The organism is Pseudomonas sp. MLB6B (genome assembly GCF_054508135.1).
Genome location: NZ_CP199313.1, coordinates 1,932,032 through 1,948,160, shown reverse-complemented (window position 1 = coordinate 1,948,160; position 16,129 = coordinate 1,932,032). Strand labels below are relative to the sequence as shown.

General features: G+C 65.1%; 11 protein-coding genes. 6 read left to right on the top strand and 5 right to left on the bottom strand.

Annotation, left to right across the window (positions count from 1 at the left end):
* Window positions 1-116 precede the first annotated feature (116 nt).
* Window positions 117-1,451, bottom strand: a complete 1,335-nt coding sequence (locus tag ACSMEV_RS08460; protein WP_459208013.1) for an HlyD family type I secretion periplasmic adaptor subunit — start codon at window positions 1,449-1,451, stop codon at window positions 117-119.
* Between the two features lie 7 nt (window positions 1,452-1,458).
* Window positions 1,459-3,180, bottom strand: a complete 1,722-nt coding sequence (locus ACSMEV_RS08455; RefSeq protein ID WP_459208012.1) for a type I secretion system permease/ATPase — start codon at window positions 3,178-3,180, stop codon at window positions 1,459-1,461.
* Window positions 3,181-3,465: 285 nt separating this feature from the next.
* Between ACSMEV_RS08455 and ACSMEV_RS08450 the strand changes: the two genes are divergently transcribed.
* On the top strand, window positions 3,466-5,646 hold the full coding sequence (locus ACSMEV_RS08450) for a TonB-dependent siderophore receptor (protein WP_459208011.1): 2,181 nt from the start codon (window positions 3,466-3,468) through the stop codon (window positions 5,644-5,646).
* Between the two features lie 64 nt (window positions 5,647-5,710).
* Here the strand turns inward: ACSMEV_RS08450 and ACSMEV_RS08445 are convergent, their stop codons facing one another.
* Window positions 5,711-6,613: a LysR family transcriptional regulator gene (locus tag ACSMEV_RS08445; RefSeq protein WP_459208010.1), complete on the bottom strand. Its 903-nt coding sequence runs from the start codon at window positions 6,611-6,613 to the stop codon at window positions 5,711-5,713.
* A gap of 102 nt (window positions 6,614-6,715) precedes the next feature.
* Here ACSMEV_RS08445 and ACSMEV_RS08440 point away from each other — a divergent pair, with 102 nt between their 5' ends.
* The 5 genes from ACSMEV_RS08440 to ACSMEV_RS08420 are packed head-to-tail and all read left to right on the top strand — an operon-like array spanning window position 6,716 to window position 13,171.
* Window positions 6,716-8,239, top strand: a complete 1,524-nt coding sequence (locus ACSMEV_RS08440) for an MFS transporter (RefSeq protein WP_459208009.1) — start codon at window positions 6,716-6,718, stop codon at window positions 8,237-8,239.
* Window positions 8,240-8,280: 41 nt separating this feature from the next.
* Window positions 8,281-8,973 carry a DUF6875 domain-containing protein gene (locus tag ACSMEV_RS08435; protein ID WP_459208008.1) on the top strand — a complete coding sequence of 231 codons (693 nt, stop codon included), beginning with the start codon at window positions 8,281-8,283 and terminating at the stop codon, window positions 8,971-8,973.
* A gap of 48 nt (window positions 8,974-9,021) precedes the next feature.
* Window positions 9,022-10,419 carry a tryptophanase gene (locus ACSMEV_RS08430; RefSeq protein ID WP_459208007.1) on the top strand — a complete coding sequence of 466 codons (1,398 nt, stop codon included), beginning with the start codon at window positions 9,022-9,024 and terminating at the stop codon, window positions 10,417-10,419.
* 26 nt (window positions 10,420-10,445) lie between these two features.
* Window positions 10,446-11,696 carry an acyl-CoA dehydrogenase family protein gene (locus tag ACSMEV_RS08425; protein WP_459208006.1) on the top strand — a complete coding sequence of 417 codons (1,251 nt, stop codon included), beginning with the start codon at window positions 10,446-10,448 and terminating at the stop codon, window positions 11,694-11,696.
* Window positions 11,693-13,171, top strand: coding sequence for a 4-hydroxyphenylacetate 3-hydroxylase family protein (locus ACSMEV_RS08420; RefSeq protein ID WP_459208005.1), 1,479 nt, complete (start codon window positions 11,693-11,695; stop codon window positions 13,169-13,171). The genes ACSMEV_RS08425 and ACSMEV_RS08420 overlap by 4 nt, the downstream gene beginning before the upstream one ends.
* 57 nt (window positions 13,172-13,228) lie before the next feature.
* On the opposite strand, the gene ACSMEV_RS08415 is transcribed toward ACSMEV_RS08420, so the two are convergent.
* Window positions 13,229-13,705 carry a YkgB family protein gene (locus ACSMEV_RS08415; RefSeq protein WP_459208004.1) on the bottom strand — a complete coding sequence of 159 codons (477 nt, stop codon included), beginning with the start codon at window positions 13,703-13,705 and terminating at the stop codon, window positions 13,229-13,231.
* A gap of 525 nt (window positions 13,706-14,230) precedes the next feature.
* Complete coding sequence (locus ACSMEV_RS08410; protein ID WP_459208003.1) at window positions 14,231-16,084, bottom strand: ABC transporter ATP-binding protein; 1,854 nt, start codon at window positions 16,082-16,084, stop codon at window positions 14,231-14,233.
* Window positions 16,085-16,129: the final 45 nt, after the last annotated feature.

The following is a 16,129-nucleotide window of genomic DNA, read 5'->3' as shown; positions in this document are numbered from 1 at the left end:
GTGCGGTTCGGGCAGATACCGGCATGGACAGACACATGCTCATGCCGCCTTGAACGAGGAAAAGGCTCGAAAGCGCGCCAGTGGTGCGAGCGCAACGGTCTTGGACAAGCGCACGCTCACTCCTCCTTCAACGCGCCGGCCATGCGCTCGGCTACCGGTTGCATGAGGTAGCTGGCCAGGGTCCGCTCGCCGGTCTTGACCAGCACTTCGGCCTGCATGCCGGGTTTGATGTCCAGACCCAATTGCCGCAGCTCGATCACAGCCTGCGGACTGACCGCCACCTCCACCGCGAAATAGGCCGAGCCGCTTTTCTCATCCACCAACTGGTCGGCCGACACGGTCGCCACCTGGCCGACGATCACCGGCGTGTGCACCCGCTGCAACGAGCCGAAACGCACGTCCACCGGCAGGCCGGGCTTGAGGCGGTCGGCCATCATCGGCGGAAACTGCGCCTTGACCACCCAGCTCGAGCCCTGCGGCACGATGTCCAGCAAGCGCTGCCCCGGCTGGGCGATGCCGCCGACCGTGTGCACGGTCATGCCCATCACCTGGCCACCGACCGGGGCGGTGATCGAAGCGCTGTTGACGTCGAACTCCAGCGACTTGATCTGCTCGAGCAGGCTCGAGGTCTGCGCGCTGACCTGGGTCAGCTGGGTTTCGGCATCGCTGCGAAACTGCTGGGTCTGCTGCAGGCCCTTGAGCTGGCTCTCGTTGATGCCCTGCTGGGTACGGCCGATGTCGGAAATGCTCGCCGCCAACTGCGCCCCCAATTGCGCGGCGCTGCTTTCGGCCTCGAACAGGCGGTTGCGCGGCAAGTAACCCTCGCGCGCCAGTTCGCGCATGCCTTGCAGCGACTGCTGCTGGAATTGCAGCTGGGCGGCGTGGTTGCGCTTGATCTCTTCGAAGCCCTTGAGCTGGTCATTGAGCGAGGCGATCTCGTGCCGGCTGATCTGCATGCGGCTGGCCAGCTCGGCGCGGCGCGTGGCGAACAGATGGCCCTGCAACTCCATGGCGGCCACCGCGCGCGGATCGCCGGCACGGGCCAGCAATGCCTCGGACCACTGGATCTGCGGCAGGTCGAGGCGCTCGGCCATCAGCCGATCCTCCACCGCACGGGCGCTGAGCCATTGGCCCAGGGCGACGTCGAGCTGCGAACGGGCTTGCACGCTGTTCAACTGCATCAGCACCTGACCCTGCTCGACCCGATCGCCTTCGCGCACGAGAATGCTGTCGAGCATGCCACCGGTGCGCGACTGCACCGTCTTGCGCTCGCCGGAGACCACCACCGTACCGCTGCCGACCACACCGCGGTCCAGGGGCGCCAGGCAGGCCCATGCCAGGAAACCGCCCAGGCCAAGCAGCAGGCACCACACGCCGATACGAGCGATGCCGGCGGCATCGGCGTCGGGGCGGTGGGCGATGGGCGACACGTCTTTGGCACTGACTTGCATAGCGGCCTCAGGCTTGTTGGCTGGTGATTTCGACGGGCTTGCCAGTCGGCACCGGCACGAGCGTCTTGAGCACCTGGTCGCGCGGGCCGAACAGGTGCTGCACGCCGTCGCGCAGGAACAGCAGCTTGTCCACGGCGTTGAGCACGTTTGGCCGGTGGGTCACCAGCACCACCGTACAGCCGTCGGCCTTGAGCCGACGCACGGCCTGCACCAGCGCCAATTCGCCGGCATCGTCGAGGTTCGAGTTGGGCTCGTCGAGCACCACCAGCGCCGGCTTACCGTACAGCGCACGGGCAAGGCCGATGCGCTGCTTCTGCCCACCGGACAGGCCCAGGCCACCGCTGCCGAGCAGCGTGTCGTAGCCATTGGGCAGTTGCAGGATCATGTCGTGGATACCGGCCAGTTGCGCGGCGGCGATGACCTGCTCGGCCTGCACCTCGCCGAAACGGGCGATGTTCTCGGCGATGCTGCCGTCGAACAGTTCGATGTCCTGGGGCAGATAGCCCAGGTGCGGGCCCAGGGCCTCGCGCGACCACTGGCCGATCTCGGCGCCGTCCAGGCGCACCGAGCCTTGCCGGGCCGGCCAGATACCGACCATGGCCCGCGCCAGGGACGATTTGCCCGACGCGCTGGGGCCGATGATGGCCAGCACTTCGCCCTTGGCCAAAGCGAAGGTCACGCCGTTGATGGCCGGTTTCTGCTGGCCGGGCGGGGTCACCACCAGGCGCTCCAGGCTCATCGCGCCACTGGGCGGCGGCAACGGCATGCGCGTGCCGGCCTGGGGAAACTCATCGAGCAGGCGGTTCAGGCGCAGATAGCTGCTCTTGGCGTTGCCCATCTGCTTCCACGAACCGATCAGCGCCTCGGCCGGGGCCATGGCCCGTCCCAGCAGCACCGATACGGCGATCATCACCCCGGCGGATATCTGGTTCTCGATCACCAGGATCGCGCCCAAGCCCAGGGCCAGCGACTGCCAGGTCATGCGCACGAAGCGCGACAGCGAGGCGATGCGCGCGCTGCGGTCGCTGGCCCGGGCCTGCTCGACGATCATGCGCTGCTGCACATTGAACCAACGCCGGCGCAGTGGCGCGAGCATGCCCAAGGCCTGGATCACCTCGGCATTGTGCAGCGTGCCGTTGACGTAGCTGGACGAGGCCACCGACAGGCGATTGGCTTCGGCCATGCTCTTGCGCGTGGCCAGCTCGTTCCATAGCGCCAGGGCGGCCAGAATCAGCGAGCCGATGACGGTGAACACGCCCAGCCAGGGATGGAACAGAAACGTGGCGATCAGGTACAACGGCAACCACGGCGCGTCGAACAGCGCGACCAGGCCCGGCCCGGTGACGAATTGGCGGATGCTGTTCAGGTCGCTGAGCACCTGCGCGGGGTTGGCGCTGTGCTCTTTCAGGCTGCGCTCGAAGGCGGCGTCGAACACCCGCTCGCCCAGGTGCGTGTCGAGCCCGGCGCTCATGCGGATCATCACCTGCCCGCGCACCCACTCCAGCACGCAGCTCAAGGCGAAGAAGCCGAGCAGGATCAGGCTCAACATCAGCAGCGTGGTTTCGTTGCGGCTGGTCAGCACCCGGTCGAACACCTGCATCATGTAGATCGACGGCACCAGCATCAGCAGGTTGATCACCCCGCTGAACAGGGCCAGCACGCCAAACAAATGACGGTAGCGCAGCAGGGCAGCATCGATTTCGCGGGACGGATCGAGGAACAGGCGCATGGGAATCCGGCAGGTAGGCAGCGTTAAGGGTGACAAAGCAAAATCGATGCCGATCTGCAGACTGGGCTCGTGGCTCGTTCGGGTGACCGAAATAGGCAGGTGGATCGTGCTCGGTGATCAATTCATCGGCTCGATGCCGGGCTTCTTGAGGGTTTGAGGGGAGGTCATAGCGGGGTCGATATCGGCGGCGACCTCACTCGCGCGCAGCGCGACATAACTTGACACAGCCACTGGTAACGATTCTCATACGCGCCTTATAAAACTTACCATTCAGGTCTCTCAGCCATGTCGCGCTACACACGTGCCGAGCGTTGCAATTCCCCGATGAATCTTCTGGCGATGGCGGTCTGCATGGCCGCCTTTTCACCCGCCTATGCCGAGGATCGAGAGACCTCTTCAGAGCCGGCCGAAGCAGGCGGCGTGATCGAACTGGGCGCCACCGATATCTTCAATACGCACCTGGGCAGCACTACCGAGGGCACCACTTCCTATACCACCGGCCCCATGTCCACCGCGACCAAACTGCCGCTGAGCATGCGCGAGACGCCACAGGCGGTGACGGTAATCACCCGTCAGCGCATGGACGATCAGGGCATGACCAGCATCAACGATGTGGTCAAGGCCACTCCGGGGGTGTTCCTCAACTATGCCGACGGCCCGGGGCGCGAGGGCTATACAGCCCGCGGCTTCAACGTCGACAACCTGATGTATGACGGCATCCCCAGTGGCTACAACGGCGTGAGCGTCGGCGTGCAGCCCAACCTGGCCATGTTCGACCGCGTCGAGATCGTACGCGGTGCCACGGGCCTGGTGACCGGCGCCGGTAACCCTTCGGCGGCCATCAACCTGGTGCGCAAACGCCCGCTCGCCGAGCAGAAAGTGACGCTGACCGGCGCGGTCGGCAGCTGGGACGACTACCGCGGCGAACTCGACGCCTCCAGTGCTCTGAACCCCAACGGCACGTGGCGTGGGCGCGTGGTGAGTTCCTACCAGGACGCCAACAGCTTCATGGACAACGCCGTGCAACGTCACAGCCTGTTCTATGCGGTGACCGAGGCCGACCTGAGCGACGACACCACGCTGACCCTTGGCTACTCCAACCAGAAGGACAAGAAGACCAATTTCTGGGGCGCGACCATGGTCGGGCTCGATGGCCACCACCTCGACCTTCCCCGCTCCTACAACCCCGGCACGCGCTGGGAGAACAAGGACCAGGAGGTCAACACCCTGTTCGCTGAGTTGCGTCATCAACTGGCCAACGACTGGAAACTGCAGATCAATGCCAACTATGCGCAGCAGGATGCGCTGTTCTCCGGCTCCTACCAGTCGCGCTGGGCTCAAGACCACAGCCTGCAACGCACGGTCTACCAAGCGTCGTACGACGAGGACCAAGCAGGGCTGGACACGTTCGCCAGCGGACCGTTCCAGGCCTTCGGACGCACCCACGAGTTGGTGGTCGGGGCCAGCAAGCGTATCTACGACATGACCACGCACAACTACTCGCCTTACAACCTCTACTGGCCACTCGAAGGCGCCAAGCCGAACTTCACCAGAACCACCGACAACCGCGCGGTCACCACCCAGGACGGCGTCTACCTGACCACCCGTCTGAGCCTGGCCGACCCGCTCAAGCTGATTCTGGGCGGCCGTCTGGATTGGTACGATTACGACGACCGCGACGGCACCGGCGATTACAAGGTCACCCGCAACGTCACGCGCTACGCAGGGCTCATCTACGACCTGGATGACCATCATTCGGTCTACGTGAGCTACAGCGACATCTTCACCCCACAAACCGAGAAGAACACCTCGGCGACGCCGCTCACGCCCATCGTCGGCAAGAACTATGAAGTGGGCATCAAGGGCGAATACTTCGACGGCGCCTTGAACGCCAGCGTGGCGCTGTTCCGCATCGATCAGGAAAACCGCGCGGTGCAGGTCTTCGTGCCCAACTGCCCGCAAAATGCGTGCTACGAGGCCTCGGGCCTGGTGCGCAGCCAAGGTATCGACATGGAGCTGCAAGGCGCGTTGACCGAAAACTGGCAGGTGGGCGGTGGCTATACCTACGCCCGCGTGCACACCCTCAAGGACGATTCGGCTCCGGAAAACGAAAATCAGCGTTTCGATACCGCGATTCCCGAACACCTGTTCAAACTGACCACCAGCTATCGGTTCCAGGGCGACCTCGAGCGCTTGCGCGTCGGCGGCACCCTGTCGTGGCAGAGCCGCATCTACAATGACCTGGCGTTGTATGACGGCAGCGAATACCGCCTGAAACAAGGCAGCTACGCAATCACCGACCTCATGGCGGGTTATCGCGTCAACGACAACCTCGACCTGCAGTTGAACGCCAACAACATCTTCGACCGTACGTACTACTCGGCCATCGCCAATGAGATTTCCTACGCGGGGGATACCTACGGCAATCCGCGCAACCTGATGCTGACGGCCAAGTACAGCTTCTAACGGCTCCGCCCAAGGCCTGTGCCCCCTGCCCCTTGGCAGCAGGGCATTGGGCGGGCCGGCCTCCTTACAGGTTCGACTGTGCCCAGCACTGCTCGATCCAGTCCTCCAGCGCCTTCACCCGTTTGGGCTCGTAGCGGTTGTTCAGACGCACAAGGTGCACCGGCAGGCCCGTCAGGCCCCACTCCGGCAACAGCTCGACCAGCTCCCCCGAATCGACCCACTCCTGGAACAGCCAGCGCGGACCGGGATGGAAGCCTGCGCCCTGGCGCACCGCCTGCAGGATGCCGCCCACGTTGTTGAGGTAGAACACCCCCTGCAACTCGACGCTGACCTCCTTGCCGTCGCGGTGCAGGCGCAAGCGCGTGCGGTGCCGTTCCTGGCCGAGCGAATAAAGGATGGCGCGGTGGGTGGTGAGGTCCTGCGGTTTTTCAGGCAAGCCGTGGGCGCGCACGTAGGCGAGGCTGGCGTACAGCCCGCTGGGCATGCTGCCGATGCGCCGGGTGAGCATGTCCGAGACCGGCAGTTCGCCCACGCGCAAGGCCAGGTCCATGGCTTCGCCACGCAGGTCGATGCGCGAATCCGACAGCACCAGGTCCAGCAGCACCTGCGGATGCTGACGCTGGAAGGCGGTCAGCCAAGGCACCAGATGACGTTCGCCGAAGTTGACCGGGGCGGTCATGCGCACCGTGCCGGCTATCAACGGCGAGCCGCCGTCGAGGTCGGCGATGACGCCTTCCATCTCGTCGATCAACGGTTTCATCAGTTCATAGGCCCGCGATCCGGCTTCGGTCATGGCCACTTGCCGCGTGGTGCGGTTGAGCAGGCGCACGTTGAGGCGTTTTTCCAGCGAAGAAATCCGCCGGCTGACCGACGAAGGCTCTAGATCGTGGTCATCAGCGGCTTTGGTCAGGCTGCCGCGCTCGACGATGCGGAAAAACAAGCGCCATAGCGAAATGTCATCATTCATGCATAAACCGCAATTCTCTTTTGAATATTGTCCCCTTCAAGTGCACTTATCCCTCAAATACCATCCCTCGTCTACTCATGCATGGAAGGGAAGCGAGAGGCCATGGAAGTCAAGCAAGACGCCACCCGGAGGGCTTTGGTGCTGTGCGCGGTATGCCTGGCCGGTTTGATCCTGCCGTTGGAGTACACCGGCCCGGCCATGGCGCTGTCGGCCATCGGTGCGCAGCTCGGCGGCAGCTCCGTCGCCTTGGCCTGGGTGGTCAACGCCTTCGCCTTGAGTTTCGGCAGCGCCATCATGGCCGCTGGCACCTTGGCCGACCTGTACGGCCGCAAGCGTATGTTCTGCTGGGGCATCGGCAGCTTCACCCTGTTGTCGATCGTGGTCAGCTGCGCGCCGAACGTGGTCTTTCTCGACCTGATCCGCGGCCTTCAAGGCATCGCCGCCGCGCTGACCATGGCCGGCGGTTCGGCGACCCTGGCCCAGGAATTCCAGGGCCATGCGCGCACCCGCGCCTTCGGCCTGCTGGGCACCGCCTTCGGTCTGGGCCTGGCGTTCGGACCGGTGGTGTCGGGCCTGCTGGTCGAACATTTCAACTGGCGCGCCATTTTCCTGCTGGGCGCAGCCTTCGGTGCGCTGGCCTGGCTGCTGGCGGCGCCGCGCATGTTCGAAAGCCGCGACCCCGACGCCCGGCACCTGGACTGGGCCGGGGTGCTGAGCTTCAGCGCCATGCTGGTGGCGCTGACCTTCGCCATCATGCAAGTGCCCGCCCAAGGCTGGCGTAGCGTCACGGTGGTCGGCCTGCTGCTCGGTGCGCTGCTGTTGCTCGCGCTGTTCGTTCGCATCGAGCGGCGCCAGGCGCGGCCCATGCTCGACCTGTCGCTGTTCGCCGACAAGCGTTTCGTCGGCGTGCAACTGCTGCCCATCGCCACGGCGCTGAGTTTCATCGTGCTGCTGATCCTGCTGCCGCTGCGTTTCGTCGGCGTCGAGCAGTTGAGCGCCGGCCAGGCCGGACTGCTGATGATGGGCCTGTCGCTGCCGATGCTGCTGGTGCCGTTCCTGGCCGCGCTGCTGGCGCGCCACATCGCCCCGGCCAATCTGTGCTTCGCCGGCCTGCTGTTGGCCGGCGTGGGCCTGCTCTGGCTGGCGCGGGTCGAGGTGGGCGCCGATTGGCTGGCGCTGTGCATGCCCATGCTGTTGATCGGCGTCGGCTCGGCCATGCCTTGGGGCCTGATGGACGACCTGTCGATCAAAGTGGTGTCGGTCGAACGCGCCGGCATGGCCACCGGCATCTTCACCACCATGCGCGCCTGCGGCGAGGCGGTGTGCGTCGCGGCCGCGTTGGCGATCCTCAACAGCCTGCTGCAACTGCCGCTGGACGCCGTACTGGCCGACCCCGCCGCCAAAACGGTAGCCGGCGAACTGGCCACCGGCAGCTTCGCCGCGGCTCAAGCCAGCGCCGGGGCCTTGACCCGTACCGACCTCATGGCGCTGTACGGCGACGCCTTCGCCAGCCTGACCAACGGCCTGGCCGCGCTGACCCTGGCCGCCGCGCTGGTCAGCCGCTGGGCGCTGCGCGAGCCGCAGTCGGGTTACCAGGCCCCTGCCGCACCCCGTAGCCCACGGTGATACGGGCCGTGGCGCGATCAACCAACGTCCTTGAGGAAGTCATGATGGAACGTGACAACAACCCCGCTGCGCCCTTGACCCTCGTGCCCATCGCGCAGGCTTTGCAGGGCAGCGGCGCCGATTGTTCGCAGCAGATGGTAGAGATCGCCCGATGGTGCACGTCGTACCTGTGCAACCCGCACCCGGAGCTGGGCCGTAGCGGCGCCGTCTGCCCGTGGTCGCCCCCGGCCATCAAGCGCGAAACCTTCTGGCTGGTCGATGTGACCTTGGCCGGGCGCGACGACGAGGCCATCGCCGCGCAGTTGTCCGGCCTGATCGACACCTTCAAGCAACGTGCACCGCACAGCGGCAGCGCCACCCAGTTCAAGACCATCGTTTGCGTCCTGCATGGCCTGGACGACCCGGCGCGGGTCAACCACTACCACGCCCTGCTCAAGCCGCGCTTTCTCGCCGCTGGCCTGATGCTCGGCGAGTTCTATTCGCACTGCCCCAAACCCGGGCTGCGCAGCGATCACTTCAACCCTTTGCGCTCGCCCGTGCCGCTGTTGGTGGTGCGGGAAATGGTCGAGCTGGACATCGCTTTTCTGTCCGACCAGCCGCAGTTCGTCGAAGCCTACCTGCGCACCCACGGCGCGCGTGCGCGCATCGGCATCAATTCGGTCCTGCACCAGGAAGACCGCCTGAGCCTGAGCAACGAGCAATGGGAGGTGCTGCGGCGTATCGCCAACCGTTGACGCAACCCTTCCCGCCCCTTTTGTCTGAGTGCCCTGGAGGCCCTAGAAATGCCCGTTCGTATGCCTGAGCCTTACCGTATCAAGATGGTCGAGCCACTCAGAACCACCACGCCCGAATACCGCCACCAGGCGCTGCACAAGGCTGGCCTCAACCCGTTCCTGCTGCGCGCCGACGACGTCTTCATCGACTTGCTGACCGACAGCGGCACCGGCGCCATGAGCGACCGCCAATGGAGCGCCATGCTCGCCGCCGACGAGTCCTACGCCGGCAGCAGAAGCTTCTTCAAGCTCAGCGATACCGTCGAGCGTCTGTTCGGCTACCCGCACACCATCCCTGTGCACCAAGGCCGCGGCGCCGAGCAGATCCTCTTCCCCTGCCTGGTCGAACGCGCCCGCGAGCGCGGGGCGACTGCGCCGGTGTTCATTTCCAACCACCACTTCGACACCACCAAGGCCCACGTGGAAATCGCCGGCGCCCTGGTTAAGAACCTGATCTGCCCGGCCGCACTGGACACCGCACGGCACGACGACTGGAAAGGCAACTTCGATCTGGCGGCACTGGCCAACGAAATCGAGCTGCTTGGCGCGCACCAGGTAGCGGCCGTGGTGATCACCATCACCTGCAACAGCGTCGGTGGCCAGCCGGTGGCGATGGACAACATTCGCGACGCCGCCTCCATGGCGCGCCAGCACGGCATTCCGGTGGTCATCGATGCGGCGCGTTTTTCCGAAAACGCCTACTTCATCCAGCAGCGCGACCCGCTGTACCGCGACCGCTCGATCCACGAAATCGTCTTCGAAATGTTCCAGTACGCCGACATCTTCACCATGTCGGCCAAGAAAGACGCCATGGTCAACATCGGCGGTCTGTGCTGCTTCCGTGAAGAGGGTGCGCTGCTGCGCGCGGCCCAGCTGCGCTGCGTGCCGATGGAAGGCTTCATCACCTACGGCGGCTTGGCCGGGCGCGACCTGGAAGCCATGGCGGTGGGGCTGGACGAAGCCTGCGACGTGCATCACCTGGCCAGCCGCATCGGCCAGGTGACCTACCTGGCCGACCGCTTGCAGGCCGCAGGCGTGCCGATCCAGACCCCGGTCGGCGGCCATGCGGTGTTCGTCGATGCCGGCAAGATCCGCCCGGACGTGCCGGGGCACCATTTTCCGGCGCAGATGCTGGTCAACGCGCTGTACCTGGAGAGCGGCGTACGGGCCACGGAGATCGGTTCGCTGATGATGGGCCGCCACCCACAGACCCGCGAACAGGAACCGGCGCTGTTCGAGCTGATGCGCCTGACCATTCCACGCCGCACCTACACCGACAACCACATGGACTACGTAGCCGACTCGCTGGTCGAGGTGATCGACCGCGCCGCCAGCCTGCGCCCGCTGGACTTCGTCTACGAGCCCCCGGTACTGCGCCAGTTCACCGCACGCTTCAAAGAAATCTGACCCACCCTTACCTCAGGATCATTTCCATGGGCCAAGCAAATACCCATGTCACGGCAGCGCACGAGGCTGACCGTACAGTAGAAGAGTATCTCGAGCTCGCGCGGGAAATACGCCACAAGCTGCGCGCCGAACAGGAAGTGAGCGACTCGCAGGGCACCTATAGCCCAAGCATGCACCAGTGGTTCCGCGAACACGGTTTCTACCGTTTGCTGCAACCCAAGCGCTATGGCGGCCACGAGCTGAGCCTGAGCGATTTCTACCGGGTGATGATCGAGATTTCCCAAGGCCATCCGGCCTTGGGCTGGAGCCTGACGCTGGCCGCCGGGCATGCGCTGACATTGGCCTCGCACTGGCCGCAAGCGGTGCAGGACGAAGTGTTCGCCGGCGACGGGCATTTCATCGCGCCGCACCGCGCCTTCCCCGGCGGCACCTGCACCACGGTCGAGGGTGGCTACCGTGTCAGCGGCACCTTCGCCTACTGCACCGGCGTCACCTACTCCACCCACGCCATCGTCACGGTCATGCACACGCCGAAGACCGGCGTGCCACACAGCCTCGCCTGCCTGGTGCCGCGCGCGGACTTCACCATCCTCAACGACTGGGGCGGTAGCGAAATCCTCGGCATGCGCGCCAGCGGCTCGAACAGCATCCGCCTGGACGACGTCTTCGTCGCCGCCCAGTATGCCGTGCCTTTCGCCGGCTTCTTCGCCAACCAGAACGTACGCCGGGGCACCGCCGGTACGCGCCTGCACGGCAATCCGCTGTACTTGGGTTACCTCATGCTGCCCTACCACGCCAACCTGCTGGCACCGGTGATCGGCGCGGCGCGGGCGGCGCTGGACGAGTACCAGAGCCTGCTCAGGACGCAGCCGCACCCGCTCGATCCGAGCCAGACCCGCGGTGGCGATGCGCAGTACCAGCGTGCGTTCGGCCAGGCCCTGGCCATGACCGATGCCGCCGAGGCCACCCTGCTCTACACCTGTGAGCAGCACCAACGCCTGGCCCAGCGCTGGCAACGGGACGGCCAGCCGATCAGCGTGGCCGACAACGTACGTGCCTGGGGCGTGCTGCAACAAGCCGGCCGGCAAGCCTGCGAAGCGGTCGAGCTGCTGTTCCGCACCTCGGGCACTTCGCAGGCGCGCTGCGACACGCGCATGCTGCGCTATTTCAGCGATGTCTCGATGTACCGCGGCCACGTCGGCGCGCAGTGGGAGTCGTTCTCGACCTACGTTGGCCGTGCCGAACTGGGCATGCCCCTGGAGTTTCTCGAACTATGACCGCTTCCCATGCCGCAGGCGCCAGCATGACCCGTACCGGGCAACAGTATCTACAGGCCATCGACGATGGCCGCGCCGTGTTCATCAACGGCCAGTGCCTGACCCAACACAGCCAGCACCCGGCGTTTTCCGGCGCCGTGGCGTCGGTGGCCAAGCTGTACGACTATCAGGCCAGCCATCTCGACGAGATGGCCTTCGCCTTGAACGCCGAACGCCATGTGAGCAAGGCCTGGGAGCTACCGGCGCGCCACGAGCAATTGCTCGGCCGTGCCCACGCCTCCCTGGCCTGGGCCCGGCAGAGCCTCGGTTGGCTAGGCCGCAGCCCCGACCATGTGGCGGCGGCGCTGACCGGCATGATGACCCACATCGAGGTGTTCGAAGCGCACTCGCCCGAACGCGCCAATGCGCTGAAGGACTATTTCGACTACGCCCGCCAGCGCGATCTGTACCTCACCTACACCATCGTCAACCCGCAAGGCGACCGCTCGCGCAGCCCCGGCGAGCACACCGACAACCTCTACCATACCCTGGGTGTGGTGAAGGAGACCGACGCCGGGGTGATCGTCAAAGGCGCGAAGATGCTCGGCACCGCCGCCGTGCTGGCCGACGAGGTGCTGGTGGGCGTACAGAACCCGCTCAAGCCCGGAGTCGACGACCGCTACGCGCTGTCGTTCGCCTTGCCGCTCAACACGCCCGGCATCAAGATCCTGTCGCGCGCGTCCTACGCCGAAGGCAAGAACACCTTCGACCATCCGCTGAGCAGCCGCTTCGACGAAAACGACGCACTGATCTACTTCGACAACGTGCTGGTGCCCTGGGAGCGGCTGTTCGTCTATGGCGACACCGCCATGTGCCGCCGCCAGTTCCATGGCACCGCCGCCGAAGTGCTGATGGACACCCAGAGCCTGGCGCGCCTGACCGCCAAACTGCACTTCCTCACCGGCCTGGCGCAGCGCATGACCGAGATCACCGGCGTCAGCGACTTTCCGGCAGTGCGCGAGATCCTCGGCGAGATGGCGTGCAACACCCTGATGATCGAGGGCCTGTTCAAGGGCTTGATCCACTGCCCGGTGACGCAGAACGGCCATGTGGTGCCGGACAAGAAGCACCTGTACATGTGCCAGGCGGTGGCGCAGTCGGTGTATCCGAAGTTCATCGAGGCGCTGCGCAAGCTGGCGGGCGGCGGGGTGATCATGCTGCCCTCACACGTCGACGACCTGCACCATCCCGAAGCCCGCGCCCTGGTCGAGCAGACGCAGTACTCGTCCAACGCCACGCCGCTGGAACGGGTGCAACTGATGAAGCTAGCCTGGGATGCGATGGGCTCGGAGTTCGGCTCGCGCCACCTGCAATATGAGATGTTCTATTCCGGCCCGCACTTCGTGGCGCTGGCGCGGGTGCACAGCGAGTACGACTGGGAGGCGGCCAAGGCGATGGCCTGTTCGGCGTTGGTGGAGACGGCCGAGTTTAGCTGATCGGCCCCAGGTAGTGCAGGACCTGGCTGCGCGATGCAGCCAGGTGCTGACAGGGCGCTAGCGGCGCCCGTGCGCCTGTTGCACTACGGCGTGCTTGAGCAGGATAAGCGAGCCGGCCAGCAGCACCAGGTCCTTGAGCAGGAAGCCCGACTCCGCACCCAGCGCCGGAAATCCGCCTGCCGAGGTTTCCCAGGCTTCGGGAGTGGTGACGATCAGGCTCAGCGTCACCAGGTAGGTCAGGCAGGAACCGGCGGCGGCCAGCAGCGTGGCTCTGGCGGACCAGATGCCGACCATCAGCCCCAGGCCGATCGCCCACTCAGCCACGCCCAGCAGATAGCTTGCCCCTTGAATGCCAAACAGGCTGTGGGTCCAGGCCAGTAGCGGGCTGTTGCCGATCAACGGGACCAGCGCCTGTGCCTCGTAGTCGAACCACTTGGTGTAACCGAACAGCAGGAAGATCACGATCAGCGACCAGCGCATGCATTCGATTTCCAGTGGTGTCTGGATGAACCGCGAGTTCAGTAAAGCCTTCATCGTAGAGCCCCTTCAAACACAGAAAGACGGTGCATAAGCGCCGTGGAGGGCTCGCACGATAGCCTTTGATGGAGGCATGAAAAACAGGGCAGCTGTTACGGTTTGTATGCGCCTGAAAGCGCTAGACCACCGTTCGTCACAAGCCAAGCGGACGGTTCGCCGGCGTTATTGGATTGGACTGAAAATGCCACGTATCGATGAGCTTTTAGCACGATGAAAGACGCTATGCGTCTGTAGGAAATAGCCCACGCCAGGGTCTGTACGAAATGTGTCTGCGCGAAGGCTAGACAAGGCCGATGGCGGCCCCATTTCAACGCGGTATGGGCGAGTGCAAATACATTTCGTACAGACCCTAGGACTGCGCGGCCATTTCGATCGACATCGATGGGCGTGACCAGCAGCAGTTTCGATGCCGATTCGCTCAGTGCGAACGTGCGCTACAACTTCTGATCGAGCCTTTTGCCCAAAACCCCAAGGCCCGCAAATGCGGGCCTTGGGGGGAGGCGTCGAGCATGGCCGACCGCCCTACTCCAAGGTTTCGACCACCCCTTGATCCTCCCCCAGGAACCCGCCGCTCTGGTGCTGCCAAAGCCGCGCATACGTGCCGTTCCTGGCCAGCAGTTCGGCATGGCTGCCCTGCTCGATGATGCGCCCGTTGTCCATGACGATCAGCCGGTCCATCGCAGCGATGGTCGACAGCCGATGGGCGATAGCGATGACGGTCTTGCCTTGCATCATCTCGTCGAGGCTTTCCTGGATCGCCACTTCCACTTCCGAATCCAGCGCGCTGGTGGCTTCGTCCAGCAGCAAGATGGGCGCGTCCTTGAGCATCACGCGGGCAATGGCCACGCGCTGGCGCTGACCACCGGAGAGCTTGATGCCGCGCTCGCCGACCAGCGTGTCGTACCCGCTGTGCCCATGCTTGTCGCTCAACTGCTGGATGAAGCCGTCGGCCTGGGCATGGGTGGCTGCGAGGCGGATCTGCTCGTCGGTGGCGTCGGGTCTGCCATAGGCGATGTTGTCGCGAATCGAGCGGTGCAGCAGCGAGGTGTCCTGCGTGACCATGCCGATCGCACTGCGCAGGCTGTCCTGCGTCACGTCGGCGATGTTCTGGCCGTCGATGCTGATGGCACCGCTGTCGACGTCGTAGAAACGCAGCAGCAGGTTGATCAGCGTGGACTTGCCCGCGCCGGAACGGCCGACCAGGCCGATCTTCTCGCCTGCGGCGATGTCCAGGCTCAAGCCGTCGAGCACCTGGCGTTCGCCGTTGTAGTTGAAGCTGACCCGGTCGAAGCGCACCTCCCCGCCGCGGGTCTGCAGCACGCCGGCCTCGGGCGCGTCCTGGACCTTGGGCCCGCGAGTGAGCGTGTCCATGCCGTCCTGCACGGTACCGATGCTTTCGAACAGCGAGGTCATCTGCCACATGATCCAGTGCGACATGCCGTTGATGCGCAGGGCCATGGCGGTGATGGCGGCCACTGCGCCAGCGCCCACGGCGTCCTGATGCCAAAGCCACAGCGCATAGCCGCCTGCGCCCATGATCAGCGCGACCACCAGCACCTGGTTGGCGATCTCGAACTGGCTGACCAGGCGCATCTGGCGAAAGCCGGTCTGCTTGAAGTCTTCCATCGCCGCCCGTGCGAAGTGCGCTTCGCGTTTGGAATGGGAGAACAGCTTGACCGTGGTGATGTTGGTGTAGGCATCGGAGATGCGCCCGGTCATGGACGAGCGCGCGTTGGCCTGCTCCTGCCCCACACGGCCCAGGCGCGGCACGAAGTACCACAGGGTCAGGCCGAACAGCGCGAGCCAGGCCAGGAACGGCACCATCAGCCGGGGGGCGAAGCCGCCCGCCAGGGCGACGATGGCCACGAAATACACCCCGATACCGGGGATGATTTCGACCAGGGTGAACAGCACTTCGCGCACGGCCAGCGCCGTCTGCATGACCTTGGTAGTGACCCGCCCGGAGAATTCATCGGAAAAGAACGACAGGCTCTGGCGCAGCATCAGCCGGTGGAAGTCCCAGCGCAGGCGCAGCGGCAGGTTGATCGCCAGCACCTGGTGCTGCACCAACGTGCGCAACGACACCAGCACGATGCTGATCACCAGCACGATGCCGACGCCCCACAGCACATGGCGCTCCTGGTCGCTGACCGCACCGCCCGCCTGCCAGGTGGAGAGCAGGTCCACGACCTGGCCGAGGAAGGAGAAGAGCCAGGCTTCGTAGATCGAGACCGCGGCGCTGAGCACTGCCATCATCAGGATGTAACGGCGGGCACCGCGGGTGCAGGCCCACAGGAAGCGCGCCAGGCCCATGGGGGGCGGTGGCGCTTCGTCGGGGGGGAATGGGTCTAGCCAGCGTTCGAACGCACGCAGCATGGGTGGGGCTCCAAGTAGGTCGGCGGGGCGATTTTGCCAGTAATC

Bases quoted from the DNA above. Each gene is read 5' to 3' on its own strand.
- ACSMEV_RS08460 (WP_459208013.1), bottom strand. From the start codon at position 1,451: ATGCAAGTCAGTGCCAAAGACGTGTCGCCCATCGCCCACCGCCCCGAC.
- ACSMEV_RS08455 (WP_459208012.1), bottom strand. From the start codon at position 3,180: ATGCGCCTGTTCCTCGATCCGTCCCGCGAAATCGATGCTGCCCTGCTG.
- ACSMEV_RS08450 (WP_459208011.1), top strand. From the start codon at position 3,466: ATGTCGCGCTACACACGTGCCGAGCGTTGCAATTCCCCGATGAATCTT.
- ACSMEV_RS08445 (WP_459208010.1), bottom strand. From the start codon at position 6,613: ATGAATGATGACATTTCGCTATGGCGCTTGTTTTTCCGCATCGTCGAG.
- ACSMEV_RS08440 (WP_459208009.1), top strand. From the start codon at position 6,716: ATGGAAGTCAAGCAAGACGCCACCCGGAGGGCTTTGGTGCTGTGCGCG.
- ACSMEV_RS08435 (WP_459208008.1), top strand. From the start codon at position 8,281: ATGATGGAACGTGACAACAACCCCGCTGCGCCCTTGACCCTCGTGCCC.
- ACSMEV_RS08430 (WP_459208007.1), top strand. From the start codon at position 9,022: ATGCCCGTTCGTATGCCTGAGCCTTACCGTATCAAGATGGTCGAGCCA.
- ACSMEV_RS08425 (WP_459208006.1), top strand. From the start codon at position 10,446: ATGGGCCAAGCAAATACCCATGTCACGGCAGCGCACGAGGCTGACCGT.
- ACSMEV_RS08420 (WP_459208005.1), top strand. From the start codon at position 11,693: ATGACCGCTTCCCATGCCGCAGGCGCCAGCATGACCCGTACCGGGCAA.
- ACSMEV_RS08415 (WP_459208004.1), bottom strand. From the start codon at position 13,705: ATGAAGGCTTTACTGAACTCGCGGTTCATCCAGACACCACTGGAAATC.
- ACSMEV_RS08410 (WP_459208003.1), bottom strand. From the start codon at position 16,084: ATGCTGCGTGCGTTCGAACGCTGGCTAGACCCATTCCCCCCCGACGAA.